Source organism: Streptomyces sp. NPDC001828, from assembly GCF_042892175.1.
Lineage (GTDB): Bacteria > Actinomycetota > Actinomycetes > Streptomycetales > Streptomycetaceae > Streptomyces.
Genome location: NZ_JBIATV010000001.1, coordinates 1,028,748 through 1,052,664, shown reverse-complemented (window position 1 = coordinate 1,052,664; position 23,917 = coordinate 1,028,748). Strand labels below are relative to the sequence as shown.

The 23,917-nt window shown below is 71.5% G+C and carries 26 protein-coding genes and 1 pseudogene; 13 read left to right on the top strand and 14 right to left on the bottom strand.

The genetic code is table 11. The features are described 5' to 3' along the window. Window positions 1–23: 23 nt before the first annotated feature. Window positions 24–761: an SDR family oxidoreductase gene (locus ACFYZA_RS04915; protein ID WP_388487238.1), complete on the bottom strand. Its 738-nt coding sequence runs from the start codon at window positions 759–761 to the stop codon at window positions 24–26. 132 nt (window positions 762–893) lie between these two features. Here ACFYZA_RS04915 and ACFYZA_RS04910 point away from each other — a divergent pair, with 132 nt between their 5' ends. Continuing rightward, on the top strand, window positions 894–1,466 hold the full coding sequence (locus tag ACFYZA_RS04910; protein WP_388487237.1) for a TetR/AcrR family transcriptional regulator: 573 nt from the start codon (window positions 894–896) through the stop codon (window positions 1,464–1,466). A gap of 150 nt (window positions 1,467–1,616) precedes the next feature. Continuing rightward, entirely contained in the window at window positions 1,617–2,096 is a 480-nt protein-coding gene (locus tag ACFYZA_RS04905; RefSeq protein ID WP_388487234.1) for an STAS domain-containing protein, read from the top strand. A 21-nt stretch (window positions 2,097–2,117) separates the two neighbouring features. Here ACFYZA_RS04905 and ACFYZA_RS04900 read toward each other — a convergent pair whose 3' ends face one another. Both ACFYZA_RS04900 and ACFYZA_RS04895 read right to left on the bottom strand, forming a co-directional pair. Beyond that, window positions 2,118–3,488 (bottom strand): histidine-type phosphatase, encoded by a 1,371-nt coding sequence (locus ACFYZA_RS04900; RefSeq protein WP_388487231.1) that lies wholly within the window; start codon window positions 3,486–3,488, stop codon window positions 2,118–2,120. A 130-nt stretch (window positions 3,489–3,618) separates the two neighbouring features. Continuing rightward, window positions 3,619–4,748 (bottom strand): annotated as a pseudogene (locus ACFYZA_RS04895) (ABC transporter substrate-binding protein). A gap of 247 nt (window positions 4,749–4,995) precedes the next feature. On the opposite strand from ACFYZA_RS04895, the gene ACFYZA_RS04890 reads away from it, so the two are divergent. From ACFYZA_RS04890 to ACFYZA_RS04875, 4 genes are all read left to right on the top strand, one after another. Next, window positions 4,996–5,223 carry a ferrous iron transport protein A gene (locus ACFYZA_RS04890; protein ID WP_388487228.1) on the top strand — a complete coding sequence of 76 codons (228 nt, stop codon included), beginning with the start codon at window positions 4,996–4,998 and terminating at the stop codon, window positions 5,221–5,223. Between the two features lie 79 nt (window positions 5,224–5,302). Beyond that, window positions 5,303–7,417 (top strand): ferrous iron transport protein B, encoded by a 2,115-nt coding sequence (gene feoB / locus ACFYZA_RS04885; RefSeq protein ID WP_388487226.1) that lies wholly within the window; start codon window positions 5,303–5,305, stop codon window positions 7,415–7,417. Further along, on the top strand, window positions 7,414–7,731 hold the full coding sequence (locus ACFYZA_RS04880; protein WP_388487223.1) for a FeoC-like transcriptional regulator: 318 nt from the start codon (window positions 7,414–7,416) through the stop codon (window positions 7,729–7,731). The genes feoB and ACFYZA_RS04880 overlap by 4 nt, the downstream gene beginning before the upstream one ends. 86 nt (window positions 7,732–7,817) lie before the next feature. After that, a complete protein-coding gene (locus ACFYZA_RS04875; RefSeq protein ID WP_388487222.1) occupies window positions 7,818–8,342 on the top strand; it encodes an SRPBCC family protein in 525 nt (174 codons plus the stop codon). A 126-nt stretch (window positions 8,343–8,468) separates the two neighbouring features. Here the strand turns inward: ACFYZA_RS04875 and ACFYZA_RS04870 are convergent, their stop codons facing one another. Then, window positions 8,469–8,840: a winged helix-turn-helix transcriptional regulator gene (locus tag ACFYZA_RS04870; RefSeq protein ID WP_382588066.1), complete on the bottom strand. Its 372-nt coding sequence runs from the start codon at window positions 8,838–8,840 to the stop codon at window positions 8,469–8,471. An 83-nt stretch (window positions 8,841–8,923) separates the two neighbouring features. Between ACFYZA_RS04870 and ACFYZA_RS04865 the strand changes: the two genes are divergently transcribed. Continuing rightward, complete coding sequence (locus tag ACFYZA_RS04865) at window positions 8,924–9,844, top strand: NAD(P)-dependent oxidoreductase (RefSeq protein WP_388487220.1); 921 nt, start codon at window positions 8,924–8,926, stop codon at window positions 9,842–9,844. 34 nt (window positions 9,845–9,878) lie between these two features. Here ACFYZA_RS04865 and ACFYZA_RS04860 read toward each other — a convergent pair whose 3' ends face one another. The 4 genes from ACFYZA_RS04860 to ACFYZA_RS04845 form a co-directional block, all read right to left on the bottom strand. Beyond that, entirely contained in the window at window positions 9,879–10,199 is a 321-nt protein-coding gene (locus tag ACFYZA_RS04860; RefSeq protein ID WP_382588062.1) for an SCO0607 family lipoprotein, read from the bottom strand. Window positions 10,200–10,428: 229 nt separating this feature from the next. Beyond that, window positions 10,429–10,914 (bottom strand): SRPBCC domain-containing protein, encoded by a 486-nt coding sequence (locus tag ACFYZA_RS04855; protein ID WP_388487218.1) that lies wholly within the window; start codon window positions 10,912–10,914, stop codon window positions 10,429–10,431. 175 nt (window positions 10,915–11,089) lie between these two features. Next, window positions 11,090–12,694: an ABC-F family ATP-binding cassette domain-containing protein gene (locus ACFYZA_RS04850; protein ID WP_388487216.1), complete on the bottom strand. Its 1,605-nt coding sequence runs from the start codon at window positions 12,692–12,694 to the stop codon at window positions 11,090–11,092. A 258-nt stretch (window positions 12,695–12,952) separates the two neighbouring features. Beyond that, the gene (locus ACFYZA_RS04845) at window positions 12,953–13,492 is read right to left on the bottom strand and encodes a hypothetical protein (protein WP_388487214.1); all 540 of its coding nucleotides are present in this window, start codon (window positions 13,490–13,492) and stop codon (window positions 12,953–12,955) included. A 159-nt stretch (window positions 13,493–13,651) separates the two neighbouring features. Between ACFYZA_RS04845 and ACFYZA_RS04840 the strand changes: the two genes are divergently transcribed. After that, window positions 13,652–14,029, top strand: coding sequence for a hypothetical protein (locus tag ACFYZA_RS04840; RefSeq protein ID WP_382588054.1), 378 nt, complete (start codon window positions 13,652–13,654; stop codon window positions 14,027–14,029). A 9-nt stretch (window positions 14,030–14,038) separates the two neighbouring features. Here ACFYZA_RS04840 and ACFYZA_RS04835 read toward each other — a convergent pair whose 3' ends face one another. Beyond that, window positions 14,039–14,614 (bottom strand): lytic transglycosylase domain-containing protein, encoded by a 576-nt coding sequence (locus ACFYZA_RS04835; protein ID WP_382588052.1) that lies wholly within the window; start codon window positions 14,612–14,614, stop codon window positions 14,039–14,041. A gap of 130 nt (window positions 14,615–14,744) precedes the next feature. Beyond that, the gene (locus tag ACFYZA_RS04830) at window positions 14,745–15,242 is read right to left on the bottom strand and encodes a polyketide cyclase (protein WP_388487212.1); all 498 of its coding nucleotides are present in this window, start codon (window positions 15,240–15,242) and stop codon (window positions 14,745–14,747) included. 235 nt (window positions 15,243–15,477) lie between these two features. Here ACFYZA_RS04830 and ACFYZA_RS04825 point away from each other — a divergent pair, with 235 nt between their 5' ends. From ACFYZA_RS04825 to ACFYZA_RS04810, 4 genes are all read left to right on the top strand, one after another. Continuing rightward, window positions 15,478–16,452: a D-cysteine desulfhydrase family protein gene (locus ACFYZA_RS04825; protein ID WP_388487209.1), complete on the top strand. Its 975-nt coding sequence runs from the start codon at window positions 15,478–15,480 to the stop codon at window positions 16,450–16,452. 296 nt (window positions 16,453–16,748) lie between these two features. Then, window positions 16,749–17,552 carry a SigB/SigF/SigG family RNA polymerase sigma factor gene (locus ACFYZA_RS04820; RefSeq protein ID WP_388487208.1) on the top strand — a complete coding sequence of 268 codons (804 nt, stop codon included), beginning with the start codon at window positions 16,749–16,751 and terminating at the stop codon, window positions 17,550–17,552. Between the two features lie 208 nt (window positions 17,553–17,760). Beyond that, window positions 17,761–17,946: a DUF6381 family protein gene (locus ACFYZA_RS04815; protein ID WP_382588044.1), complete on the top strand. Its 186-nt coding sequence runs from the start codon at window positions 17,761–17,763 to the stop codon at window positions 17,944–17,946. Between the two features lie 132 nt (window positions 17,947–18,078). Next, complete coding sequence (locus ACFYZA_RS04810; RefSeq protein ID WP_388487998.1) at window positions 18,079–19,386, top strand: geranylgeranyl reductase family protein; 1,308 nt, start codon at window positions 18,079–18,081, stop codon at window positions 19,384–19,386. A gap of 24 nt (window positions 19,387–19,410) precedes the next feature. Here ACFYZA_RS04810 and ACFYZA_RS04805 read toward each other — a convergent pair whose 3' ends face one another. The 4 genes from ACFYZA_RS04805 to ACFYZA_RS04790 all read right to left on the bottom strand — a co-directional run bounded on the left by ACFYZA_RS04805 (window position 19,411) and on the right by ACFYZA_RS04790 (window position 23,217). Next, the gene (locus ACFYZA_RS04805) at window positions 19,411–19,743 is read right to left on the bottom strand and encodes an STAS domain-containing protein (protein WP_382588042.1); all 333 of its coding nucleotides are present in this window, start codon (window positions 19,741–19,743) and stop codon (window positions 19,411–19,413) included. After that, the gene (locus tag ACFYZA_RS04800) at window positions 19,740–21,041 is read right to left on the bottom strand and encodes a PP2C family protein-serine/threonine phosphatase (RefSeq protein WP_388487206.1); all 1,302 of its coding nucleotides are present in this window, start codon (window positions 21,039–21,041) and stop codon (window positions 19,740–19,742) included. The genes ACFYZA_RS04805 and ACFYZA_RS04800 overlap by 4 nt, the downstream gene beginning before the upstream one ends. Beyond that, on the bottom strand, window positions 21,038–21,841 hold the full coding sequence (locus tag ACFYZA_RS04795) for an alpha/beta fold hydrolase (RefSeq protein WP_388487203.1): 804 nt from the start codon (window positions 21,839–21,841) through the stop codon (window positions 21,038–21,040). Before ACFYZA_RS04795 ends, ACFYZA_RS04800 begins: the two co-directional genes overlap by 4 nt. A 149-nt stretch (window positions 21,842–21,990) precedes the next feature. Further along, window positions 21,991–23,217: an aromatic acid exporter family protein gene (locus ACFYZA_RS04790; RefSeq protein ID WP_388487201.1), complete on the bottom strand. Its 1,227-nt coding sequence runs from the start codon at window positions 23,215–23,217 to the stop codon at window positions 21,991–21,993. 247 nt (window positions 23,218–23,464) lie between these two features. Between ACFYZA_RS04790 and ACFYZA_RS04785 the strand changes: the two genes are divergently transcribed. Next, window positions 23,465–23,908, top strand: a complete 444-nt coding sequence (locus ACFYZA_RS04785) for a MarR family winged helix-turn-helix transcriptional regulator (protein WP_382588034.1) — start codon at window positions 23,465–23,467, stop codon at window positions 23,906–23,908. Window positions 23,909–23,917 lie beyond the last annotated feature (9 nt).

The following is a 23,917-nucleotide window of genomic DNA, read 5'->3' as shown; positions in this document are numbered from 1 at the left end:
CGGCTCCCGCCGCGATCCGGATGTCAGCCCTGCGCGGTCGGCCTGACGACGATCTCGCTGATGTCGACGCCCGCGGGCTGCTCGATCGCGTAACCGATGGCGGACGCGATGGCGGACGGCGGGATGGCCATCGCGTCCCGCTGCCGGATGAACGCGGCCGCCACTTCGGGGCTCGCCCCCTTGCCCACGCCTTCGGTGTTGGTGAACCCCGGCGAGACGAGCGTGACCCGCAGATCGGGACCCGACTCCTGCCGCAGCCCCTCGGTCAGCACCTTCACCGCCGCCTTGGTCGCGGCGTAGACGGCCTGGGGGGACTTCACGACGTAGGCGGCGGTGGAGGCGACGTTGACGAAGTGGCCGGAGCTCTGCCGCCGGAAGACGGGCAGCGCCGCCCCGATGCCGTTCAGGAGGCCGGTGATGTGCGTCGCCACCATGGCGTCCCAGTCGTCCTGGCGCAGCTCGTCGAACGCCGACACCGCCATCGTGCCGGCATTGGAGACCAGGACGTCGAGCCGCCCGAACCGCTCGACCGCCGTGTCGGTCAGCCGCCTGAGGTCGTCGCGGCTCGTCACGTCGACGACGACGCCGATGGCCTCGCCGCCCCGCTCCTCGATCTGGTCCACCACGTCCCTCAGCCGGTCCCCGCGCCGGGCCCCGAGCACGAGCCGGGCCCCCTTCTCGGCGAGATGGACCGCGGTTGCCGCGCCGATGCCGCTACTGGCACCTGTGATCGCCACGACTTTTCCCTCGACACCTGACATGATCAACAGCCTTCCAAAGAGGGATACGCACAGGTCAGAACAGCGTCTGCGCCGCAAGTGGGGGCGTCACCACTTACTTGAGACTAAGTGGGGTAGCCTCCGTTTAGCAAGCGAGGAGAAGGGTGGCCGCTCATGGCCGACAGTGCACAGCGCCCGTTGCGGGCCGACGCGCGGCGCAACAGGGACAAGATCCTCGCGGCCGCGGCACGCGCGTTCGCCGACGAGGGGCTCGACGCGCACATGGAGCGCATCGCCAAGGACGCGGGTGTCGGCAGCGCCACCCTGTACCGGAACTTCCCCACGCGGGAGGCGCTGATCGAGGCGGTCTACCGCAACGAGGTGGCCCAACTCTGCGACGCCGTGACCGACTTGCTCGCTTCGGAGCCGCCCTTCGAGGCGCTGCGCGCCTGGACCCGCCTCTTCCTGGACTACGTGAGTGCCAAGTACGGAATGATCGACGCCCTGCGCGCCATCGCCGCGACCGGAAGCAATCCCTACGGCCACAGCCGGGAGATGATCCACGACGCCATCAGTGCGCTGATGGACGCGTGCGTGGCCGCCGGTGCGATCCGCGCGGACATCGGCGCCGCCGACATCGCCGCCGCCCTCGAAGGCATCGCCCTCACCTCGGCGGGCCCCGAGCACCGGCCGCGAGCGGAACGCCTGCTCGACCTCACCCTCGACGGCCTGCGTACACGTCCGTAAGGGGCGGCGGCGACACGTTACGACGACGCGGCATTTACGAACCTCAATAGACGAATTCGGTTTCGTGTATCACTTGACGGGTACAGCGGCGAAGCGGAACCTGTCAGCGGAGGACGGACGAGCCGGCGAGAGCCCTGGGGAGCGGTTGTCATGTCAAGCCCAATACTGCCCACCCACCCGAGCGGCGACGCCGCACCCACCCAACGGCCCCTCGACGAAGCCCTGCCCGGACTCCGGATCACGTCCTACGCACGCGCGGGCCGGGTGACCGTCGCGGTCGGCGGTGAGATCGACCTCGACACCGCCCCCCAGCTCCACCACGCGCTCATCAACGCCCTCCGCCGCTCCCCCTGCGGGGTCGACGTAGACCTGGGCGGGGCCCCCTTCTGCGACTGCGCCGGCGTCAACACCCTGCTCCACGCGCGCCGTTACGCACTCGACCACGGCAAGACCCTCGTCGTCCGCAACGCCGTCGCGCCCGTCGTGCGTCTCCTCACCCTGACCCACACCCTCGGGCCGCTCACATCCGGTGCGGTCGCCCCGACCGCCGTCCTCCGGCAGCGGCAGTTGGACCAGGCGCGGCCACACAGCGAGCGCGGACCTCGCAACACCCCTTGCCGGCTCGCCTAGGTCCCGCTCGCGCGGCGGCGGTCAGCTCGACTTGAGGCAGCTCCGCAACTCGGCGAGCTCGTAGAAGTAACTGCCCTTGCCGGCCGGGCTGCAGGCGGCCTTGAAGGCCGTCTCCTTCTCGTTGTAGAGCATCCGGACCAGGTACTTGGCCGGCTTGCCCTCCTTCGGCCTGCTCGCGTAGACGTCCCACTGGACGTTGGCGGCCATCGGGGCCACCCGGGCGCCGCGCCAGGGGTTGTTGCCGTAGGCGTACGGCTCGTCGGGCCGCGCGGGGCTCGTGCTGCCGGGCAGGCCCATCAGGGCGGCCAGCGGCTCGATCTCCTCGGCGTGGGTGAACCGGAACACGGCACCACTGCCGCCGGCGCCGCCGGCCTTCGCCTCCGCCTGGGCCAAGAGGTCGTCCAGCAGCACCCCGGCCATCTTGTAGGTGATGGTCCGTCCCGCGAAGGCGGGGCCCTTCTCGTAGAACTCCTCCGCGTCGTCGAGGTACGCGAACCATCGCGCGTCCTCGGGCGTCAGGAACGGACGGAGGTCCACGGTCGGCGCCTCGACGGCCAGGTCGGGGGCCGCGCTGAAGAGCTGGTGGAGGGACCGGGCGAAGGAGATCTCGTCACCGGGGGACATCGTCGCGGCGAAGTCGGCGCGGAACAGACGCGAGACGACGTGCTGGGCCGTCCTCTCGGTGCGGGGCTTGCCGTCGATCCGCTGGAGGACGGCCGCCAGCTGAGGATCCTTCGCCACATAGGCCTGGTAGTCGGCGTTCTGCGGCTGCTTGTGGAAGTACAGGAGGTCCTTGTCGGTGACGGGATCCTTGATCAGGCCGGCCACCTCGGGATCGGCGGCGGCCAGAGCGCCCGTGAAGGCGTGGGCGCTGTCCACGGCGCGCGTCACGCCCGACGTCTCGATCTCGATCGGCTCCCCCTTGGCGGCGATGGCGTGGAACAGGTCGGGCAGGCGCTGTTCCGTGCGCCGCGCGATCCCCCGCTGCTCCTGGACGCCCCGTCCCGAAAGGTTTCCGTAGCCGATCTCGGCAGCCGCGCTCAGCAGGGCCCGTACCTGGGGAGCGAGCTTCGAGCCGAGGCCGGTCATCGCGTTCTGCTGCTGCGCGCGCCGCAGAACGGCCAGCACCGCGTCGCCGTCGCCGCTGTCCGTCATGGCACGCGAGCCGTGGCGGGCCACGTTCTCGGTGAAGACCGCGGTGAATCCCTTGGGCACGCGCTGGTACCGCCCGGCCGGCTCCTGCGGGGCGTACGGCGCCTTCGTCCCGTAGAGGTCCCGTACGGCCCGCACGGAGGGGGATTCTCCGTCCCGGGCGTGCGCGGAGGCGCTGCCGGAGAGGATCACGGTGGCGGCGAAGGACATGGCCAGGGTGGCGGCCAGGGAGCGCTTCACGTCGGGGCCTTTCGGGCAGTTCGCGGGAGTCGGCGCCCCGCAGGCTCGCACCACGAGGGAAATCACGGCCGCCGTACGCACGACGGTGAGGTGAGGAGCCGGTGAATGCCCGAGCGCGGAGGCCGGGCGTTCAGGCCGTCGCTGGGGCGTGGAGCTCGCGGAAGCGGTCGGGTCGGGCGGGGTCGCGGTCGACGACCTGAACGGGCGGCCAGGCCCATTGCCACACGCCGATGCCCGGCACCCGGGAGAACTGGATCTTCCCCCGGGTGCCCTCCACCGAGACGCGCGACCAGGCTTCCGCCGTACGCACCCGGTCCGTGCCGTGGGAGCGCAGCACGTCGGCGAGGACGGCGATCGCGTCGTACCCCTCGAAGGCGACGAAGGAGGGCGCCTCCGCCAGACGCTCGCGCAGGGCCTTCTCTATCCGTACGCCGAGGGCGGTGAGCCGCTCGGGCAGGTAGCGCAGGAACGGGATCCCGGTGCCGTCGTCGCCGAGCAGGGCCGCCCATTCGGCGAACTCCGGCTGCCCGGCCGGAGCGCCGACCAGGATGTCCGCGAGGCGCTGGTCACGGCGCAGGGCCCTGACGATCGGCACGGCCGGTTCCGGATGCCCGGCCAACAGCAGGACGGCCGTGGCGTGTTGGGCCGCGAGGGCGTCGCACACGGCCCCGGGAGTGAGCGCACGCGCGTCGAGTTCGATGAGGGTGGCGCCGCGTGGAGCGAGGTGGTCCCGCAGTATGCGGGTGCCGGACCGCCAGTACACGGTCGGTTCGGCCGCCACGGCTATGCGGCTGTGCCCGGCGGCGAGGAGGAAGTCCGCGTAGATCCGCCAGCCGTGGGACTGTGCCGGGGCGAGGCGTGCGACCCACTCCGTGGGGTGTTCGGTGAGCGCGTCGAGAACCGCCGACGAGCACAGGAACGGCACCCCGAGAGCGTCGGCCCGGGCGGCCGCGCCGCGGGCGACCACGCTGTGGTACTCCCCCACCAGGGCCGCCACCCCCATGGCCGCCAGTTCGTCCACGGCCGCCTCGGCCTTTCGCGGATCGGCCGCGGTGTCCCGGACCACCAGTTCAAGGACCGCCCCTCGATCCCACCGGCGTCATTGGCCTCTCGTACGCCCAACTGGAGCCCGGCGAGCAGGTGTTGACCCGCCTCGACCCAGCCGGGCCGGCTCAGCGGGACGAGAGCGCCGATCCGAACGGAAGGCCCGTCGGGCCGCGCGGCTTCAGTCGGAGTTGACGGCGTTGCCGGCGTGTTCATGCGCTGGTCTCTCCCGTACGGCGAATCGGTTGCGGCCCACCTGGTGGCATGAGCCCATCCTGCAGCACGGTTCCGGGCCTTCCGTCGTCGGGCCGGGACGCATTGGTCCCGAACCAAAGGGACTTATGGCTCAATAAAGTCAAGTAACCACCAAGAAGGGAGATATAAGAGCAAAAGCAACTTAGGTGTACCTAAGCTCGTGGGCGAGCCTGTCGCTGGATCGCCGCATGAGAGAAGGACACCCGAGATGAACCTGCTGGAGAGTCCCGTCGGCCAGTCGCTGGCGCTGCTACGCGTGGAGGCCGACCCGCGGTGCCGGCTCCGCCTGCTGGAACTCGGGTTCGTGCCGGGCGCCGCCCTGCGCGTGGTGGGGCGTGGTGCGACCGGCGGCCTGCTGATCGCGCACGGTGACGCTCGTACCGCTCTCGACAGCGCCACGGCCGCCGGTCTGCTGGTGGAGGCGGTCCGTGCTTGACAGTGCCAGGAGGAGGCCCAAGTCCTGTTGTGGGGAAGGCCGTTCGGCCGGGTCGGAACCGGGCGCACGCGCCGCACGCGTGGCGCTGGTCGGCAATCCGAACACGGGCAAGTCGACGCTGTTCAACGCACTCACGGGCGCTCGCCAGCGGGTGGGCAACTGGCCCGGCAAGACGGTCGAAGTGGCGCGGGGCAGCTGGCGTACCGGCGAGGGGACCGGGGCCCCGGTCGACCTCGTCGACCTGCCGGGCACGTACAGCCTGGTGCCCCGTTCGCCCGATGAGGCGCTCACCAGGGACCTGCTCGTGGAGCGCGATGCCGGGGGCCGTCCGCAGGTGGTCGTGGTCACGCTCGACGCCGCCAACCTGGCGCGCAATCTGTATCTCCTGGCGCAGGTCAAGGACACCGGCATCCCCCTGGTCGTGGCTCTCACCATGACGGACACGGCCGCGGCCCGGGGCATCGAGGTCGATCCGGGGGCGCTGTCCGAAGCGGTCGAGGCACCGGTCGTGCCGGTCCTGCCCCGCGAACGAAAGGGCCTGCACGCCCTCGCCGCCGCCGTGCGGGAGGCCGTGTCCGAGCCCCGTCCCTGCGCCCCGGCGGATCTGGGGCCGGCCGTGGAGGACGCCGTACGCAGCCTTGCCGACCGTATCGACGCCGAGGAACCGCACCTGGCGGCGAGCCGTCCGACACGCTGGACGGCGATCTCCCTGCTGAGCGGCGACGGGCCGCCCGGAGCCCCCGCCGGCCTGCGCGAGGCGGCCGCCGCCCGGGCCCGCCTCCTGGTCTCCGGCCCCGCATCGGCCCCGGGCTCCCCGCACGCGGCGGCCGCGCAGCCCGACGTCCCGTACGAGGACGTGGAGATCGCGCTCGCCGAAGGGCGCTACCTGTGGGCGCACCGCGTTCACGCCGCCGCCGTACGCTGCCCGGCGCGATCCCGCGCCACCTGGACCGACCGCGTCGACCGGGTACTGACCTCGCGCTGGGCGGGGCTGCCCCTCTTCCTCGGCGTCATGTGGGCGGTATTCCAGACGACCACTACGTTCGCCAAACCCCTCCAGGACGGGCTCCAGGACTTCTTCGGGGGGCCGGTGACCTCGCTGGCCGTCAGCCTGGTGGGCGACCCCGATCAAGGCGGCTGGCTGTCCGGTCTCGTCGTCGACGGGCTGATCAGCGGGGTCGGTCAACTCCTCTCGTTCGTACCGCTGATGGCGATCATGTACGTACTCCTCGCTCTCCTCGAGGACTCCGGCTACTTCGCGCGCGCCGCGTTCGTGGCCGACCGGCTCATGCGGGTGCTCGGGCTGCCCGGCCAAGCGTTTCTGCCGCTGATCGTCGGCTTCGGCTGCAACGTGCCCGCGCTCTCGGCGAGCCGGGTTCTCAGCAACCGACAGCACCGGCTGCTGCTCGGCATGGTCATCCCGTTCGTGACGTGCAGTGCCCGGCTGACCGTGTACGTCCTGCTGGCCGGTGTCTTCTTCGGCAGCAGCGCGGGCACCGTGGTCTTCCTCATGTACGTGCTGTCCGTCGTGCTCGTCATCGTCATGGGGCTCGCACTGCGCCGCGTGCTGTTCCGCGACAGCGCGCGCGAGCCGCTGATCCTGGAGCTGCCGCCGTACCGGATGCCGACCCTTCGGGGGGTCGCGCTCCAGACGTGGCAGAAGCTCGCGGGCTTCCTGCGGACCGCCACAGGCATCGTCGTGCTCACCGTCACGGCCGTCTGGCTGCTCTCGTCGGTGCCCGCGGGCACCGGCAAGGGCGGCTTCGGGGGCGTGTCCGTGGCGCAGAGCCTGTTCGGCGCGGTGGCGCGCTTCATCGCCCCGGTCTTCTCCTGGGCCGGGTTCGGCGAGTGGCACGCGTCCGCGGCCCTGGTCACCGGCTTCGTCGCCAAAGAGGCGGTCGTCTCCACCATGGTGCAGAGCTACCAGACCCAGGGGGCGGCCACCGGGCCGCAAGCAGGCGAGCTGGGACCGCAGTTGCGGGCCACGTTCGAGCAGGCTTCGGGCGGCCACACCCTGGCCGCCGTGCTCGCCTTCATGGTCTTCCTGCTCGCCTACACCCCCTGTATGACCACCATCGCCGCTCAACGGACCGAAATCGGCGGCAAGTTGACCGCCGTGAGCACGGTCCTGCAGCTCGCGGTCGCCTGGGCCCTTGCCGTACTCGTCTTCCAGGTGGGGAGCCTGATCGCATGAGCCTGCTGCGACAGGTGCTCGCCCAGATCGAGGACGCGGCCCGTACCGGTGCGGGCCTCGACACCGTGGCCCGGGCCCTGGGGCTCAGCCGCACCGAGGTCGACTCGATGGCGGAGTACTGGGTCCGCGAGGGGCGGCTGACCCGCGAGGAGATCGGTGGCGGCTGCCCCACGTCGGGCTGTGGCGGCTGCCCCATCGCGAGCAGCGGCTGCACCACCGCCCCAGGCCGGGCCGCCCCCCGCCTGGTGGCGCTGCGCGTCCGCCGCCCCTCCGCTTCGGGCGGCGAAGGCGCGAGCGGGGCACACGGGGGCTGAGGCCCCCGGCCGCACCCGGACCGAATGCGGCGTGCCAGAATCGCTACCGGACAGTAGCTTCGCGCGTGCTGATGAGAGGTACTGCTATGACTCGGATATTCGCGGTGAGCAGGAGCATCGACATCAGCGTCCCGCCCGGCGACGCCTACGCGGCGGTGAGCCGCCCCTCGGACATGGGCCGCTGGAGCCCGGAGAACCAGGGCACGACCTCGTCCGCCGGCGAGGAGGGCTCCGCCGCGCTGGGTTCGACGTTCGTCGGACGCAACAAGCGAGGGCATTTCCGCTGGGTGACCCGGTGCACGGTCACCGCGGCCGATCCAGGCAGCCGTTTCGCCTTCCGTGTCCACGCGATCGGACTCACCCGGCCTCGGCTGCGCGGGCCCATCGCCACGTGGGAGTACCGCTTCGAGCCGATCGACAACGGCACGCGTGTCACGGAGACCTGGATCGACGACCGCACGAAGTGGCCCGCCTTCGTGGCCGGGGTCTTCGACCGCATCGCCACCTCGGGCAGCACCTTCGCGGCCTTCCAGGACCGCAACATCAACGCGACCCTGCGGAACCTCAAGCGCGAGCTGGAGGCGAACTCGCAGCCCCCTCAAAGGAATTGAGCTTCCTGGCGACCGCGCCCGGGTCGACCCGCCGCTCCGCTCATACAGGGTGCGGACGCTCCGCTCGTACAAGGTGCGGGCGGACCGCAACCAGCCGGTGAGCAGCCCAAGTTGGGCACGTGGCTCTCAGACGTGCGAGATCTCGGCCATGTCGACCCTTTCGGAGTCCTCCCGCCGCATGCGCTCGCTCCCCCAGTCGCCGAGGGGCGCGAGTGCCCGGTTGAGCGTGTGCCCGTGCTCGGTCAGCGAGTACTCCACCTTGGGTGGCACCTCGGCGTACACCGTCCGGTGCACGAGGCCGTCCGCCTCCATCTCCCGCAGGTGCTGCGTCAGCATCTTCTCGCTCACTCCCGGCAGTCCGCGCCGGAGCTGGGCGAAGCGGCGTACGCCATGGGCGTTGAGCTCCCACAGAATCAGGCCCTTCCACTTGCCGCTCACCACATCGAGCGCGGCGTCGATGCCACAGATGTAGGGCCCGCTCCTCGGCGCCTTCGCCATCCCAAGTCCCCTTACTCAAAGGTAAGTACCGCAGAAAACAGTAGGTACTTCCGAGACTACCCGTCCTCTTCGATCATGGAGGGGTGAACGGACACCAGCACCTCACCACCCACCCGACCAACAGGGAGAACCCTCCCGTCACCGTGATCGGTCTCGGCCCCATGGGCCAGGCGATGACGCGCACCCTCCTCGCCGCCGGCCACCCGGTCACCGTCTGGAACCGCACCGCGGGCCGGGCCGATGACGTGGTCGGCGAAGGGGCGGCCCTGGCAGCCACACCCGCTGAAGCGGTCGCAGCCAGTGACCTCGTGATCCTCAGCCTCACCGACTACCGAGCCATGTACGACATCCTCGACGGCGGCACCGCATCCCTCGCCGGACGGACTCTCGTCAACCTCAGCTCCGACACTCCGGACCGCACACGCGAGGCGGCGGCCTGGGCCGCGAGGCACGAGGCGGGTTTCCTCACCGGCGGTGTCATGGTTCCCGCGCCGATGGTCGGAACGGAGTCGGCCCACGTCTACTACAGCGGGCACGCCCAGGTGCTCGAGAACCATCGGGCGACGTTGACACTGCTCGGGACGCCGAGGTACCTGGGTGAGGACCCGGGCCTCGCACAGATGATGTATCAAGCCCAACTCGCCGTTTTCCTAGGGACGTTGTCCGCGCTGATGCATGCCACCGCGATGCTCGGCAGCGCAGGGATGAAGGCCGGACGAGCGCTGCCGGAGCTGCTCACGTTCACCGACACGATCGGCCCCATCGTGCGGGCGGGCGAGGACGTCCCCGGCGCAGCGCTGGACGCGGGACAGCACCCCGGTGACCTCAGCACGGTCACCATGATGGGTGCGACCGCGGACCACATCGTCGAGACCAGCACCTCGCTCGGACTCGACCTCACCCTCCCGCTGGCCGTACAGGGGCACTACCGGAACGCGATCGAGAACGGACACGGCGGCGACAACTGGACCCGCATCATCGACGGCATCCGCGCACCGCGCTGACCCGGGACCGCGATCGGCACCGAGGCCGCCCCGCTCACGGCTGGGGCGGCACCTCCGTGATCTTTCCGCTCCCGTCGACGGTATGGGTCTGCCAGTACTTGTCCCACTTGTCTCCCACGTGTTCCGGCACCTTGCCCTGCGGGAAGCGCACATAGCCCTTGGGCGGATCCTGATGCTTGTCCACACAGGCCCGGCCCGCCGAGCCCACGTTCAGGACGGGGTATTCGCCGCCCCCGCAGATCGCGTCCTGCGTCGAGCATCCGGTGACGACGAGGCACGCGACCGCCGAGCTCGCCGCCCAAGCCGCGAGACGCCCGAGGCGCCGGGCGCCGGACGTAGCCTTGCCTGCGCGCATCGGTCGAGGGGACTGGCGCACGGTGACCTCCGAGTGAGTAGTCGCTTGTACCGACCCTGCCCAGAATGCGGCAAACCGATCACGGCGCTCGCCCTGGTCCGTCGGGCGCCGGCGATGGCCATCTCGACGTCCACACGCGCGAGATGTCACCGGCGCACTCAACTCTCTTATGGACAAGCGGAGTTAGAGACAATGCGAAGTCAGCACCCGCCGGCTCGCCCGGCCGCGCTCAGTCCTGCTTGAGGGCCTTCGCCAAGTTCTCCATCTCGTTCTCGCGACCGGCGACCAGGCGCCCGGTCCACTCCTCCGAGTGCAGGGGCTGAATCGTCATGGTCACGTCGACGCCGTCGGCCGTCGGCCGCAGCGCGACCTCGGTCGGGAACTCGTAGGGCTCGACGCCGGGCACGAAGTCCACCAGCGTCGAGTAGCAGAGCCGCGCCGCAGGGGTGACCTCGGTGAACGTCTTGTGCGACCTCGTCTCCAGAGGCATGCCGGCTGTGCGCATGAAGTCGATCTGGTCCGGTCCGGTCGCGGTCATCGTGTAGACCAGCTCGCCGCCGGGCCGCAGGTCGAGGGTCTCGACGCGCACGGTGAAGCCGTCCGGCGCCCACCAGCGTTCGATGCCGGACGCGGTCGTCCACAGTTCCCACACCCGCTCGGGCGGCACCGGGTAACCGCGCTCGATACGGATCGGCGATGCGGAGTTGCTGGTCATGTCCATTGCTCCTGTTTCGGTACGGCACGGGGGCGAGTGGGGTGCCGCCGGAACGATAACCGACGGATGCGCGCCCACTCGATGCCGCTCGCCGCCGTGCCGCGCGGGGCCGAACTTGCCGCACTTTCGGCCCAGTTGGCCCGCCCGGCGAAGCAGGCGGGCCGCCAGGGCCTCGTCAGGCGAGGGTGACCAGATCCCGGTAGTCCTCGCTCCAGAGGTCCTCGTCCGCGTCCGGCAGGAGCAGGACCCGCTCGGGACGCAGCGCGTCGATGGCGCCCTCGTCGTGCGTGACCATCACGATGGCACCCGGGTAGGCGTCCAGAGCGCCCAGGACCTCGTCGCGGGAGGCGGGGTCGAGGTTGTTGGTCGGCTCGTCGAGGAGCAGGACGTTCGCTCCGGAGTGGACGAGGCAGGCCAGGGCCAAGCGGGTCTTCTCGCCGCCGGACAGGACCCCGGCCCGCTTCTCGGCTTCGTCCCCGGTGAACAGGAACGCGCCGAGCACCCCGCGTACTTCACCGTCGGTGAGGTACGGGGCGGCAGCGGCCAGGTTCTCCCTCACCGTGCCGTTCAGGTCGAGGGTCTCGTGCTCCTGGGCGAAGTAGCCCAGGCGCAGCCCGTGGCCGTGGACCACCCGCCCGGCGTCGGGCCGCTCCCGCCCGGCGAGCAGACGCAGCAGGGTGGTCTTCCCCGCGCCGTTGAGGCCGAGGACGACGAGGCGGCTGCCACGGTCCACGGCCAGGTCGACACCGGCCAGCACCCGGTGGTCCCCGTAGGACTTGTCCAGGCCGATCGCGCCCAGGGGCATCCGCCCGCACGGCGCCGGTTCGGGCAGCCGGATCCTGGCGACCTTCTCCGTGCGCCGGGCCGGTTCCAGTTCGGCGAGCATCCGGTCGGCGCGCCGTGCCATGCTCCTGGCCGTCACGGCGGTGGCGGAGCGGGCCTTCATCTTGTCGGCCTGGGCGTGCAGGCTCGCGGCCTTGCGCTCGCCGTTGGCCCGCTCCCTTTCCCGGCGTCGCTCGTCCGCGTCGCGCTGGGCGAGGTAGGTGGCCCAGCCGGTGTTGTGGACGTCGATCGTCGCGCGTGTGGCGTCCAGGTGGAAGACGCGGTTGACGGCGGCGGCGAGCAGCGAGGTGTCGTGGCTGATCACGACCAGGCCGCCTTGGTGCCCCTGGAGGAAGGTGCGCAGCCAGGCGACCGAGTCCGCGTCCAGGTGGTTGGTGGGCTCGTCCAGGAGCAGCGTGCCGCCGTGTCCGGCGAACAGGATGCGCGCCAGCTCGACCCGGCGCTTCTGACCGCCGGAGAGACTGCCGACGGGCTCGCCCATCACCCGGTCCGGCAGCCCGAGCCCGGCCGCGACCCGGGCGGCTTCGGCCTCGGCGCCGTACCCGCCACCGGTCTGGAAGGCGGCTTCGGCGCGGGCGTAGGCGTCCATCGCCCGCTGGAGGGCGGCCGGCGAGCCCGCGTCGGCCATCGCCGCCTCGGCCTCGCGCATCCTGCGCGGGGCGTTGTCGAGGCCGCGGGCGGACAGGATGCGGCCGGTGACCGTGACGGCCGGGTCCGCGGCACGGGAGTCCTGGGCGAGGAAGCCGACGGGGCCGGTCGGCGTGATCGTCCCGCCGGCGGGACGTGTCCGTCCGGCCAGCGCGGTCATCAGGGTGGTCTTGCCCGCGCCGTTACGGCCGACCAGGCCGATCCGGTCGCCGGGAGACACGGTGAAAGAGAGGTTGGAGAGCAGCAGGCGGGCGCCCGCGCGCAGCTCGACACCACGAACGGTGATCATGGGAAACGCTCCGAAAAAAGCAAAAGGACACACTTCTGGCGTGGAAGCGGGTCCTCAGCTAGGAAATTCGGGGCGTAGACATGGGGACAACGGTAACCGACACGCCGTGGCCGACGCATCCGGTTTACCTCGGGCGTGGGGAGGCGGCGTTCCCCTGTGTGCGGTTCGCGTCGACCGGGCGGCAGTGCTCGGTGATCGTCGAATCTCCGTCAACTACCGCACCAGCAGGGCGAGTTCACCGCCATCCACACCCACCGCTCAGTCCTCGAAGTACGCGTCGAGCACCGCTTCGAGCTGTTCGGTCCACTGCTTGAGGGTGGCTCGGTCGGGGGCCTCGATGTCGTGCGAGAACCTCCGGTGCGTAGGCGTGTACACGACGACCTCGAACCGGCGGGACCACCACGGTGTCCGGTACTCGACCGCGCTGATCTCGTCCCACCGGAAGTCGGCCTCTTCGTCGAGGAGGCGAAGCCGCACGCCCCCGCGGCCGGCGACGAGCGACCCCACCCGGTCCGAGATCTCGCAGGCGGGCCCTTCGCCATCGTCCGGTTCGGCGTCGACGTCCACTGCCTCAGCGTCGGCCTCGTGCGCCCCGCCGTCGGCCGCTTCGGCTTCGGCCGTCACGGCGACCCGGCCGTCCTCGTCCGCTTCGGGTACGGCGTCGTCCGCGACGGGTTCGTCGGACCGAGGCTCCGGCGCCTGCGCAACCGCACGCGCCGGCACGAGGCCGGGGACGTACGAGGGATCCGTCGCGGCGCCGCCCAGGGGCATGTACTGGTGTTCTGATCGCTGCTCCACGGGCGCAGTATGGCCGAGGACACTGTGAACTCGCTCGCCAGGGCCCCTATTTCCAGCCCCCTTCGACAACTCTGCGACCCACCGACGGACACCACCGCCGTGGGCTACTGTCGGGTAACACTCACGACCCACCCCTACGCCCGACCCCAAGGAGACCCCGTGGCCCCCTCCCCCACTTCGCACCGGCTCCTCGCGGGGCTGCTCGCGGGCGCCAGTGCCGCGCACGTGGCGAATCCGGATCTCTTCGACTCGATGGTGCCCCGCGCCCTGCCCGGCACGCCGCGCTTCTGGACCTACGCCAGCGCGGCGGCGGAACTCGCCCTCGGCGTCGGCGTGGCGCTGCCCGCGACGCGCCGGCCCGCCGCTCTCGCTGCGGCCGCGTTCTTTGTGGGCGTGCTCCCGGCCAACGTCAAGATGGCCTACGACTGGCGCGATCGCTCTCCGGCGCTTCGCGCGGCGGCGATAGCCCGGCTGCCCCTGCAAGTCCCGCTCGTCCTCTGGGCGTACGGCGTCGCGCGGAAGGCCGACGCCGGCTGAGCCGTCCGGTCAGGCGGCGCTCTCCAGCGCCGCTGCGGCCCGGCCCCGATAGGCACGGAAGCGACGCAGGTACGACCGCGCCATGGGGCCGGCAGGGACACCTCGGGCGAAGGCGCGCATGTTGCGCTCGCCCGCGTTGTAGCCCAGGGCGAGGAGTTCGTCGCGCGCGTAGCGGCGCACGTGCCGTTCCGGGAGCCTTCGGTCCAGGTCCTTCAGGTGCAGGGCCGCCGCGCGGATGGCGAAGGCGGGATCGTCACGCAGGTCCTGCCAGCGCTCCGTCAAGCCGTGCGAACGCCGGACCTGCTCGAAGGTCGCGCTGTGCATGTTCGCCACCCCGAAGGACGCCCCCGGCTTCCACCACTGCCACAGCCGTTCCCACAGCGGGTGGTGCGGCTTGTACGCCTCGTTGTGCAGCACGGTCATGACCAGCAGGGGCGACACCCCCGCCTCGGCGGCGCTGCGCACGACGCACTCGGCGTAGTCGGCCGGATCGTAGGCGCCCGGCCGCAGCGGTGGGGTCGGAGCGCCGCCGCCTTCCAACGATGCGGACTCCTGCTCCGGCGCCGACGGCGACAACTCGGCCATCCTGACCCGACCTTCCCCTCTGGCCTGCTCGTACGGCAGGACATCCACCATCTCAGGCCCCGCTTGCCCCCGCGAAGCGGGCTCAATCCGGCGCGTCGGTCCGGTACGCCCTGAGGCGGCTCGGGTGGCGTCACCTGCCGGCGACGACTTCGGCCAGGTGGCGGAGCGAGTTGGTGAGGTGCTCCGGGCCGAACGGCGGGAACTGGATGTACTCCCGGATGGACTGCGGCACCGCCGACCAGTCGTAGGTGAGCGCCACCTCGGTCTCGTCCGGGCCGAGCGGCACCAGGTCGTAACGCCAGATCCAGCCGCCGAACTCCAGCTCGCCGCTGTCGTCGCGGGAACCGGTCAACCAGCCGATGGCGCGCGGCGGTTCGAGCACCTGGACCTTGTTGACCACCTGGTAGTTCCCGTTGGGATGGTTCGGGTGATACATGTCCATCCGGAAGAGCTGCCCGGCCTCGGTCAGGGGCGCCCTGTCGACGGACTCCTGCACCCAGCCGGTTCCGTCGATCGCCGCGTGGGTCGTCGGGTCCGCCAGTACGGCGAACACCGTCGCGGCGGGTGCGGCGACCGTCAGCTCGGCGCTCACGTTGTCCTCGGCCTCGGTGTGCGCGCTCTTCGTCATGGCGGCTCGTCTCATGTCGTCTCGGTCGTCCGGCAGGCACGCGGCGGCGTGCCCTCGATGGGCAGACGGTTCCGAGAGGCGAAACTCATCGGTCACATGGGGCGGCGGGGGCTCCGGCTCCTGTGAAAGGCTGCGTCGACGCGTGTGCTGGACGTCGGTGCGTGTGCCGCCCGTCGTTCGGTGCCGTCCGTCGGTGAGGTGAACAGACTTGGACAGGGACATGAGGGAGACGCGGATGCCGGAGAAGTTCGCGCTGGCGGCGTGGCCCACGCCCATGGAGCCCGCGCCCCGGCTGGCCGAGGCGATCGGGCTGCGCGCGGGTGACCTGTGGATCAAGCGTGACGATCTGACGGGGCTCGGCGGTGGCGGGAACAAGGTGCGCAAGCTGGAGTGGCTGGTGGCCGACGCGCTGCGGCAAGGTGCGGACACCCTGGTGACGACCGGCGGACCGCAGAGCAACCACGCCCGTCTCACCGCCGCCGCCGCTGCCCGCGTCGGCCTCCAGGCGGTGCTGGTGATGCCCGGGCCCGAGGACCCGCCGGCCATCGCGGGGAACCTGCTGCTCGACGCCCTGCTCGGCGCCCGTGTCGTAGCGGCCGAGGGAGCCTCCGCCCCGGCCGAGTTGGCCGAGGCGGCACAGAAGACGTGCGCCTCGCTGCGCGAGCGGGGCGCCCGGCCCTACCTCGTACCCTTCGGCGGCTCCAGTCCGCTCGGCGCCCGGGGCTATCTGGAGGCGGGCACCGAGATCCTGGCTCAGCAGCACGGCGTGCGCCATGTCGTCACCGCGCTCGGGTCCGGCGCCACCATGGCCGGCCTGGTCGCCGCTCTCGGCTCGGAACGGGTCCTCGGCGTCGACGTCGGCGCCCTGCCCGACCCGGCACGTACGGCAGCCGCGATCGTCGGTGAACTGACCGGAGACGAACAGCCGGCCGAGGCGCTGCGGGTCCGCTCCGATCAGATCGGTGAGGCCTACGCGGTCCTGCACCAGCCTGTCCTCGACGCCATCACGACGGTCGCGGCCGCCGAGGGCGTGATCCTGGACCCCGTCTACACCGGCCGCGCCGCCGCCGGGCTCATCGCCGCCGTGCGCGACGGCGACATCCGACCGGGCGAGCGCACCGTCCTGCTCCACACGGGCGGCCTGCCGGGACTGTTCGGCCATGCGGAAGCGGCACTCCGCGCGGGGCGGATCCTGCGCACTGAGCGCTGATCGAACGGGGCGTCACCTCGGGGCCGTCTGCCGGAATTCCGGCAGGCGGCCCTTATCGTGCGAACGGCCGTGGCGGGCGGCGACAGGCCGGTTGGTCCGTTCGGGCCAATTCGGCGTGCGGGACGAGGACGGCTGTTTGGGGTGTGAAGTCGAGGGCAGGCGGATCGTGTGCTTCGGACCGGAGGCACGCCCGCGGGACCCGTGCGTCCTGGGCGTGTCATCTCCGGACGCGGCCTGGACGCTTGGGGTTCAGCGGCGGTCCCTACAGCTACCTCTGACGTCCAGGAGCCCCAAGAATGACCACCGCCGTTCCGCGTACGCGGAACCATGACGACGCCCCTGACACCGAAGCCGCCTTCGCCCGCCTCAACTCCCTTGACGAGGGCCCGGAGTACCACGCGCTGCGCGACGAGCTGGTGGCGCGGTGGCTCCCGATGTCGGCTCGGCTGGCAGGCAAGTACCGCAACCGCGGGGCCGAGATCGACGACCTGTACCAGGTGGCCGCGATGGGACTGATCAAGGCGGTGGACCGGTACGAGGCGGCCCGGGGCGCGTTCGAGGCGTACGCGATTCCGACCATCAACGGGGAGATCAAGCGGCACTTCCGGGACTCCCTGTGGGCGGTCCATGTACCGCGCCGGGTCCAGGAGTTCCGCAACAAGGTCCGGGTCGCGCGCAGCGAGCTCCAGGCCGGCCGGCCCGGCGAGCCCACCATCGCCGAGCTGGCCGCCCAGTGCGGGCTCGACGAGGACGAGGTCCGGGCCGGCATGGAGGCGATCGAGTCGTTCAGGAGCCTGTCCCTGGAGGCGGAGTCCGGCGGCGCCCAGAGCGAGGGGGCCGGGGCGTCGCTTGCCGACAGTCTCGGTACGACGGAGCCCGGCTTCGACCACGTCATCGACCGGGAGGCGGTCAGGCCCGCGCTGCGCGCGCTGCCGGAGCGCGAGTCGCAGATCCTCTACATGCGGTTCTTCAAGGACATGACCCAGAACCAGATCGCCGTGGAACTCGGGCTCTCCCAGATGCACATCTCGCGGCTGATCACCCGCGCATGCAGTCGTGTACGCCAGCAGACCCTCGCCGAGCACCTCGACGCCGCCTGACCCGGGACCGCCCTGGCGCCGGACCGCTAGCGCGCTCGGCCCTCGTCCCCGAGGGCCGAGCGCGCGTTCGCGGGGCGCGGGGCGGGGATCGCGTCGGCCCTTCCGCACGAACGCCGTAGCCCGAAGCCGTTCGACGTGCACGGGGGGCGCGGCACTGGTTCTCTGAGTGCACCCTCGCCCCTCCCTCGGACATCTGGAGGACTCCCCCATGAACATGGCAGACGAAGTCCGCGAGCGATCCGCCCGGCAGCTGCGCGTCCATGTGAACGCGCTGCGTGCCGCCGCGGCGCGTGCTTTGGACCCGGAGCTGCGCCAGCGCCTCCATGACAAGGCCCTGCGCCTGGAGGAACAGAGCGAGCAGCGCCCCGGCGCCGGTCGGGCCTCCTCCGTGTGACCGCTGCGGCGAGCCGCGTGCCTTGCTCGCGCCGGTACGCGGCAGTTCACCCTGTCCTCGCCGCCGATCGTCCATAGTGGACGGGTGATCACACGAGACGCTGGTGCGGGGAGCGACGGGCCCGAAGGGCCACTGCGCAAGGACCGGTCGGACGGTGACGAGGCGCAGGTCCTGGTGGTGGGGGCCGGTCCCGCGGGCTCGGCGGCCGCGCTCCATCTGGCTCGGGCGGGTGTGGACGTCCTCCTCCTCGAGAAGAGCGGGTTCCCCCGCGACAAGGTGTGCGGGGACGGCCTGACGCCACGAGGCGTGCACCAGCTGGTGCGGATGGGCATCGACATCAACGCCCCTGGCTGGATGCGCAATCGGGGCATGCGCTGGGTGTGCGAGGGCCGCCAGGTCGAGATCGACTGGCCGCGCCTCGGCAGCGGCCCCGACTTCGGACTCACCCGTACCCGCCGTGACTTCGACGACCTGCTCGCTTCGCACGCGGTCGCCGCCGGGGCACGGCTGCGTACCGGAGTCAGGGTCACCGCGCCGGTGACCGACCGCGCGGGGCGGATCATCGGCGTGACCGCTGTCGCCGGGCCCGGCAAGGAGCCCGTCCGCTTCCGGGCTCCGCTGGTGGTCGCCGCGGACGGCGCATCGGCCCGGACCGCCCTGCAGATGGGCCTTGAGCGGGATCCCAAGCGCACCATCGCCACCGCCGCCCGTCGCTACTACCGCAGCGAGGAGCGTTCCCGGGACCCCTATCTGGAGCTCTGGGCCGACCTCCTGTGCAGCAGGACCGGCCGCGATCTTCCGGGCTACGGCTGGGTCTTCCCGCTCGGGGACGGCCGGATCAACGTGGGTCTCGGCGCGATGCCCCATCGCCGGCACGGTCCGGTCGATCTGCGCGCGACCATGGACCGGTGGCTGACCCGCCTCCCGGGCGACTGGGGCGTGACCGAGGAGAACGCCGCCTCCCCACTGCGCAGTGCCGCACTGCCCATGGGCTTCAACCGTCATCCGCAGTACCACCGCGGACTGCTGCTCGTCGGGGACAGCGCGGGCATGGTCAGCCCCTGGAGCGGGGAGGGGATCGGGCAGGCCATGGAGGCCGCCGAAGTCGCCGCCGAGACCATCGCCCTGGCTCTGGCCCGGCCCGCCGGGCCCGGACGTGAACACGCGTTGCGGCAGTATCCGGCGGAGATCAACCGCCGGTGGGGGCGTCACTACCGCCTCGGTAACCTGGCCGGCGATCTCGTCCTCGGCCGCTACGGTTACCGGCCCGTGCTGCACCCCCGGGTCATGGCGTCACCGCCCCTGCTGCGGACGCTCGCCCGCCTGCTCACCCACGTCGCCGACGAACCGCCCCGGGACACCATCGACGCCGTTCTGCACACGCTGATGCGCGCGGTGCCCCGCACCCGGACGCGGGCCCGCAGTGCTCCCCCGTCGTGACGGGATCAGGCAACCGTGACGGGATCAGGCAACGCTGTCGCTGCTGGGGCGCATGGTGAAGACCTGGTCGAGGCCGACGATGCGCAGCACGCGCAGGGTGTTGGACGGTACGGCGGCGAGGGCGATGTCGGCGCCCGCGGCATGGGCGTGGTGGCGGGCCACGATCAGGGCGCTGATGCCGCTGGAGTCGCAGAAGTCCATGCCGCCCAGGTCCAGGACGAGGCACTGGCCGGGCCGCAGGGGCGTGTCGCTGATCAGTTCGCGCAGTTCGGCGGCGGTGGCGTAGTCGAGCGCGCCGAAGACATCCAGAACGGGACCGGTAGCGGCGTCTCGGGTGGTGATCTTCAGCTGGCTCATTCTGCTTTTCTCATCTGCGAGTTGGCGGCTGGGACGCCAAGGGCGAGCAGGGCGGTGTCGTCGTCGAGGCCGTCGCCGAAGCTGTCGAGCAGTCCGGTGAGCGCCTGGATCACGGCGTGCGGCGAGGCGCCGGCCTGGCCGGCGGCGAAGTCCAGCAGGGCTTCGTCCCCGTACAGGCCGGCGCGGTCCTCGCCGGTACGGGCCTCGGTGAGACCGTCGGTGTAGAGCAGGAGGGTGTCCCCGGGCGCCAGGACGGTGGTGGCGGCGGTGAAGGGTGCCGAGGGCAGGATGCCGATGAGCAGGCCGCCTGGGGTGGGCAGGAAGGCGGCCGTGCCGTCGGTGCGGAGCACGAGCGCCGGGGGGTGGCCGCCCGAGGCGAGGTGGACGGCCACCTCGCCGGTGTCGGGATCGGGTTCGAAGGTGCCGAAGACGGCGGTGCAGTAACGCGGGTCGCCGCCGCCCGTATAGCGCTCGTGGAGCACGTGGTTGAGCGTGGTGAGGGCGGAGACCGGGTCGGGGTCGTGCAGGGCCGCCGCGCGCAGGGTGTAGCGGGTGAGCGAGGTGACGGCGGCGGCCTGGGGGCCCTTGCCGCAGACGTCGCCGAGGAAGAACGCGAAGCGTTTCCCGTCGAGCGGGAAGACGTCGTAGAAGTCGCCGCCGAGCCGGTCTGGGGAAGCCGTGTGGTAGTAGGCGGCGGTCTCCACGCCGGGAATCGACGGCAGGGCGTGCGGGAGCAGCGACTGCTGGAGCACGGCGAGCGCGTCCTGCAGCCGGGCGCGGTCCGCCTCCGCCTGCCGGTGTGCTTCTTCGGCGGCTCTTCGGCCGCGCAGGAGTTCCTCCTCGTAGGCCCGGCGGTCGCGGGCGTCGAACAGGGTGGTCCGGATGAGCAGGGGGTCGCCGGCACTGCTCTGCTTGACCGCCGAGGAGACGAGGACCGGCATGGGGCCTCCGTCGGCCTGCTTGATCTCCAGCGCGATCCCGTTGATCTCACCCCGCATGCGCAGCAGCGGCGCGAAGTGCGTCTCGTGGTAGAGCTTGCCGCCGACGCTCAGCAGGTCGGTGAACCGCATGCGGCCCACCACGGCCTCCCGCTCCAGGCCGAGCCAGTTCAGGAGCGTCTCGTTGGTCTTCGCGATGGTGCCGTCCATCAGCGTGGAGAGATAGCCGCACGGCGCGCGCTCGTACAGGTCCTCGGCGCTGTCCTCCAGCAGTGCGGCGAAGGCGGCGTCCGGCGCCTGTCCGCGGTGGCGGTCCTCCGACTCGCTGGGGTCGGGCTGCTGATCGGTTTGGCCCATCATCGGCGCCCCGCAAGGAAGTTGAGGATCGCGTCATTGGTGGCTTCGGGCGCCGACATGTGGGGGCAGTGGCCGGTCGCGTCGAGCGTGACCAGCTGCGAGCCGGGGATGGCCCGGTGCACGAACGCGCCGACTTCCCGGGGCGCGATGGCGTCCTGGGTGCACTCGAGGATGAGAGTCGGCACCTTCACGCTCTTCAGCTCGTCCCTGGAGTCGGACAGGAAGGTGGTGCGCGCGAAGACGCGTGCCATCTCGGGGTCGGTGGCGCAGAAGCTGTTCTTCAGTTCGTCGCCGAGCTCGGGACGGTCCGGGTTCCCCATGATCACCGGTGCCATCGCCCCCGACCAGCCGAGGTAGTTCGCCTCCAGGGACGCGAGCAGCTCGTCGATGTCCTCGGCGCTGAACCCGCCCCGGTAGCCGTCCTCGTCGATGTAGCGGGGCGAGGGGGCGACCATCACCAGGGAGCCGATGCGCTCGGGAACCATGTCCGCGGCGAGCACTCCGACCATCGAGCTGACCGAATGCCCCACGAACACGGCGTCGCGCAGGTCGAGCGCCTCACACACGTCCACCACGTCCTGGGCGTAGCCGTGCAGCGAGGAATAGCGCCGTTCCGAGAAGGCGGACACGTCGGAGCGGCCGGCGCCCACGTAGTCGAAGAGCACCACCCGGTAGTCCTCGGCCAGCGCCCGCACCGTCGAACGCCACATGTTCTGATCGCAGCCGAAGCCGTGCGCCAGTACCACCGTGGGCCCCTGCGGGTTACCGGTGACGGTGACGTTGTTCCTGCGGACGGTATCCATACGGCTGAGTGTGTCAGGTCCTGTCCAATCTCCCGTGGCGGGCCCAACTAATCCACAGCCCGGCCGTCAGCTTCACAACACGGCCGTGACCAGCGATGACACCCTCCCGCGCGTCAAGTCGCGGTTTGTCGCCCCGCGGCGGTCCGTGCCTATCCGGCGGCTCCGTGCGCGTCGTCCCGGGCGGCCTCGTCGTCCGGCTCGCGTCCCGCGATCGACGAGAGGTCGCTGAGCAGTCGGATCGTGTCCGCGGTGACGGCGGCGAAGGTGTCGAGGTACTCGTCGCCGCGCTCGCGGAACATCGAGTTCAGCTCGCTCTGGGCGGTGTAGGCCCTTTGCAGGGCCGCCCGTCGGTCCCGGCCGCGCCGGCGCCGCGACTCGTCCGCGCCCGGCTCCCCCGGGTCGGAGTGCTCCAGTGTGTCGTCGAGCTCACAGACGTCCCCCGCCGCGCGCAGCAGCTCCGCCACGATGGCGGGCGCCGCGTCGGGCAGGGCGGCGCGGCCGGATCCGCCCGCCGATTCGGCGAGGGTTCGGGTGATCGCCTCGATGTGGTGGGTGATGCGGTCCCAGGTGAAGTCCCAGTCGGCGGCCGGGGGCAGCGGAGCGGAGCGGCGCAGCTTCCGGCCGGGGTTGAAGCGGTAGCTCTCGTCCGACCAGCTGCGGGCCGTGCGGAGCTCGGTGACCCGGTCGGTGAGCCGCCAGGCCCGGTCGTGCCAGGTCTGCGCCCCCTCCTGGGTGAGGCCGTCGTCGCTGAGCCCGTCGGCGACCGTGTGCAGCAGTGCGGCGCTTTCCTCGGGCAGGTGCGAGCGCAGATGGCGCACGCTGCGGGAGTGCACCGGAGGCAGCACGAGCGCGTTGACCGCGAGCCCGATGGCCGCGCCGAGGAGTGTCTCAAGGAACCGGTGCAGGATGTCGAAGCCCGAATACGTGCCGTAGACGAGGACGAACAGGGCGGCGGTCGGCGCGTTGAGGCCCTGGGTGCCGAACCGGGCGTACGAGCCGAAGAGCATGGCCACCGGCAGCGCGATGATCATGGCCAGCATGGCGTTGCCGGTGAGGACTCCCGCTCCGGCGGCGAGAAGGGTGCCCATGACCACGACGACGAACTGCTGCAGCGCCGATTTCAGCGACCGGTAGACGGTGCTCTGCACCAGGAAGATCGCTGTCCAGGGCGCGAGCATCGCCATCGGCGCCTTCCACCACCAGCCCGCCAGTGCCCAGGCGATCAGCGCCGCGGCCGCCGCCTTCAGCGCCTGGACGGCGGTGTCCCGCTCGGGACCCGGCCCGCCCAGCGCGCGCCGCGCCGACCGGCCCACCGCCGCGCCCTCCCAGAGCGCCCACTGCTTCCACTGGCCGACGGCCTGACTCAGATCTCGCAACGTTCCATTCCCTGCCCTCGCACCTGCCGTCCACCACGGCCGGGAACGACGCGACGGGCCCTCACGGGCGCCTCGCGCCGGACCGCCGACGTGGACACATTTCCCCGTACCCAGATGACGGCGGATATGCGGACGGAACGGGGCGCGCCACTCCGTCGGCCCGACGACACGACATCGGGATCGCCGACGCACCGATGCGGCAGCGGTCGACGCGGAACGCGTGCGACACGCACGTTATTGTTACGGGGTGGAGAACGAACTGGGGCACGAGATCGCGGAGGCGCTGGGCGTTCTGCTGCGGCGCACCACCCGCGCACACCTGCACAAGCAGCTCACCGAAGGCATGGGCGAGGGGGTGGACGAGGTGACGTATCCGGTGCTCAGCGCGCTGGCCCGCACTGGTCCGCGCAGTGCGGCCGACCTGGCCCCCGAGGTCGGCATCGACCGCTCCGGTGTCACGCGGCGCGCCTCACGCCTGGAGGCCGCCGGACTCGTCCGGCGCGAGGCGGACCCCAACGACCGGCGGGCAACTCTGCTCGTCCTCACCGAGCGGGGAGAGCGGACGGTCGCGGAGCTGCGGACCCGCCTCGCCACCCACATCACGGCCAGTCTCTCCTCCTGGCCGCCGGGCGAGGCGGAGGCCTTCGCCCAGCAACTGCGCCGCTTCACGCTCGACGGCCCGTTCGCCTAGAGGCGCCGG

What these genes read in the sequence shown, in the direction of transcription:
- ACFYZA_RS04890 (WP_388487228.1), top strand. Translation starts at nt 4,996, where the DNA reads ATGAACCTGCTGGAGAGTCCCGTCGGCCAGTCGCTGGCGCTGCTACGC.
- ACFYZA_RS04805 (WP_382588042.1), bottom strand. Translation starts at nt 19,743, where the DNA reads ATGAGCCAGCTGAAGATCACCACCCGAGACGCCGCTACCGGTCCCGTT.
- ACFYZA_RS04860 (WP_382588062.1), bottom strand. Translation starts at nt 10,199, where the DNA reads ATGCGCGCAGGCAAGGCTACGTCCGGCGCCCGGCGCCTCGGGCGTCTC.
- ACFYZA_RS04795 (WP_388487203.1), bottom strand. Translation starts at nt 21,841, where the DNA reads ATGGATACCGTCCGCAGGAACAACGTCACCGTCACCGGTAACCCGCAG.
- ACFYZA_RS04835 (WP_382588052.1), bottom strand. Translation starts at nt 14,614, where the DNA reads ATGGCCGAGTTGTCGCCGTCGGCGCCGGAGCAGGAGTCCGCATCGTTG.
- ACFYZA_RS04910 (WP_388487237.1), top strand. Translation starts at nt 894, where the DNA reads ATGGCCGACAGTGCACAGCGCCCGTTGCGGGCCGACGCGCGGCGCAAC.
- ACFYZA_RS04915 (WP_388487238.1), bottom strand. Translation starts at nt 761, where the DNA reads ATGTCAGGTGTCGAGGGAAAAGTCGTGGCGATCACAGGTGCCAGTAGC.
- ACFYZA_RS04830 (WP_388487212.1), bottom strand. Translation starts at nt 15,242, where the DNA reads ATGACGAAGAGCGCGCACACCGAGGCCGAGGACAACGTGAGCGCCGAG.
- ACFYZA_RS04905 (WP_388487234.1), top strand. Translation starts at nt 1,617, where the DNA reads ATGTCAAGCCCAATACTGCCCACCCACCCGAGCGGCGACGCCGCACCC.
- ACFYZA_RS04800 (WP_388487206.1), bottom strand. Translation starts at nt 21,041, where the DNA reads ATGATGGGCCAAACCGATCAGCAGCCCGACCCCAGCGAGTCGGAGGAC.
- ACFYZA_RS04875 (WP_388487222.1), top strand. Translation starts at nt 7,818, where the DNA reads ATGACTCGGATATTCGCGGTGAGCAGGAGCATCGACATCAGCGTCCCG.
- ACFYZA_RS04880 (WP_388487223.1), top strand. Translation starts at nt 7,414, where the DNA reads ATGAGCCTGCTGCGACAGGTGCTCGCCCAGATCGAGGACGCGGCCCGT.
- ACFYZA_RS04820 (WP_388487208.1), top strand. Translation starts at nt 16,749, where the DNA reads ATGACCACCGCCGTTCCGCGTACGCGGAACCATGACGACGCCCCTGAC.
- ACFYZA_RS04850 (WP_388487216.1), bottom strand. Translation starts at nt 12,694, where the DNA reads ATGATCACCGTTCGTGGTGTCGAGCTGCGCGCGGGCGCCCGCCTGCTG.
- ACFYZA_RS04825 (WP_388487209.1), top strand. Translation starts at nt 15,478, where the DNA reads ATGCCGGAGAAGTTCGCGCTGGCGGCGTGGCCCACGCCCATGGAGCCC.
- ACFYZA_RS04815 (WP_382588044.1), top strand. Translation starts at nt 17,761, where the DNA reads ATGAACATGGCAGACGAAGTCCGCGAGCGATCCGCCCGGCAGCTGCGC.
- ACFYZA_RS04870 (WP_382588066.1), bottom strand. Translation starts at nt 8,840, where the DNA reads ATGGCGAAGGCGCCGAGGAGCGGGCCCTACATCTGTGGCATCGACGCC.
- ACFYZA_RS04855 (WP_388487218.1), bottom strand. Translation starts at nt 10,914, where the DNA reads ATGACCAGCAACTCCGCATCGCCGATCCGTATCGAGCGCGGTTACCCG.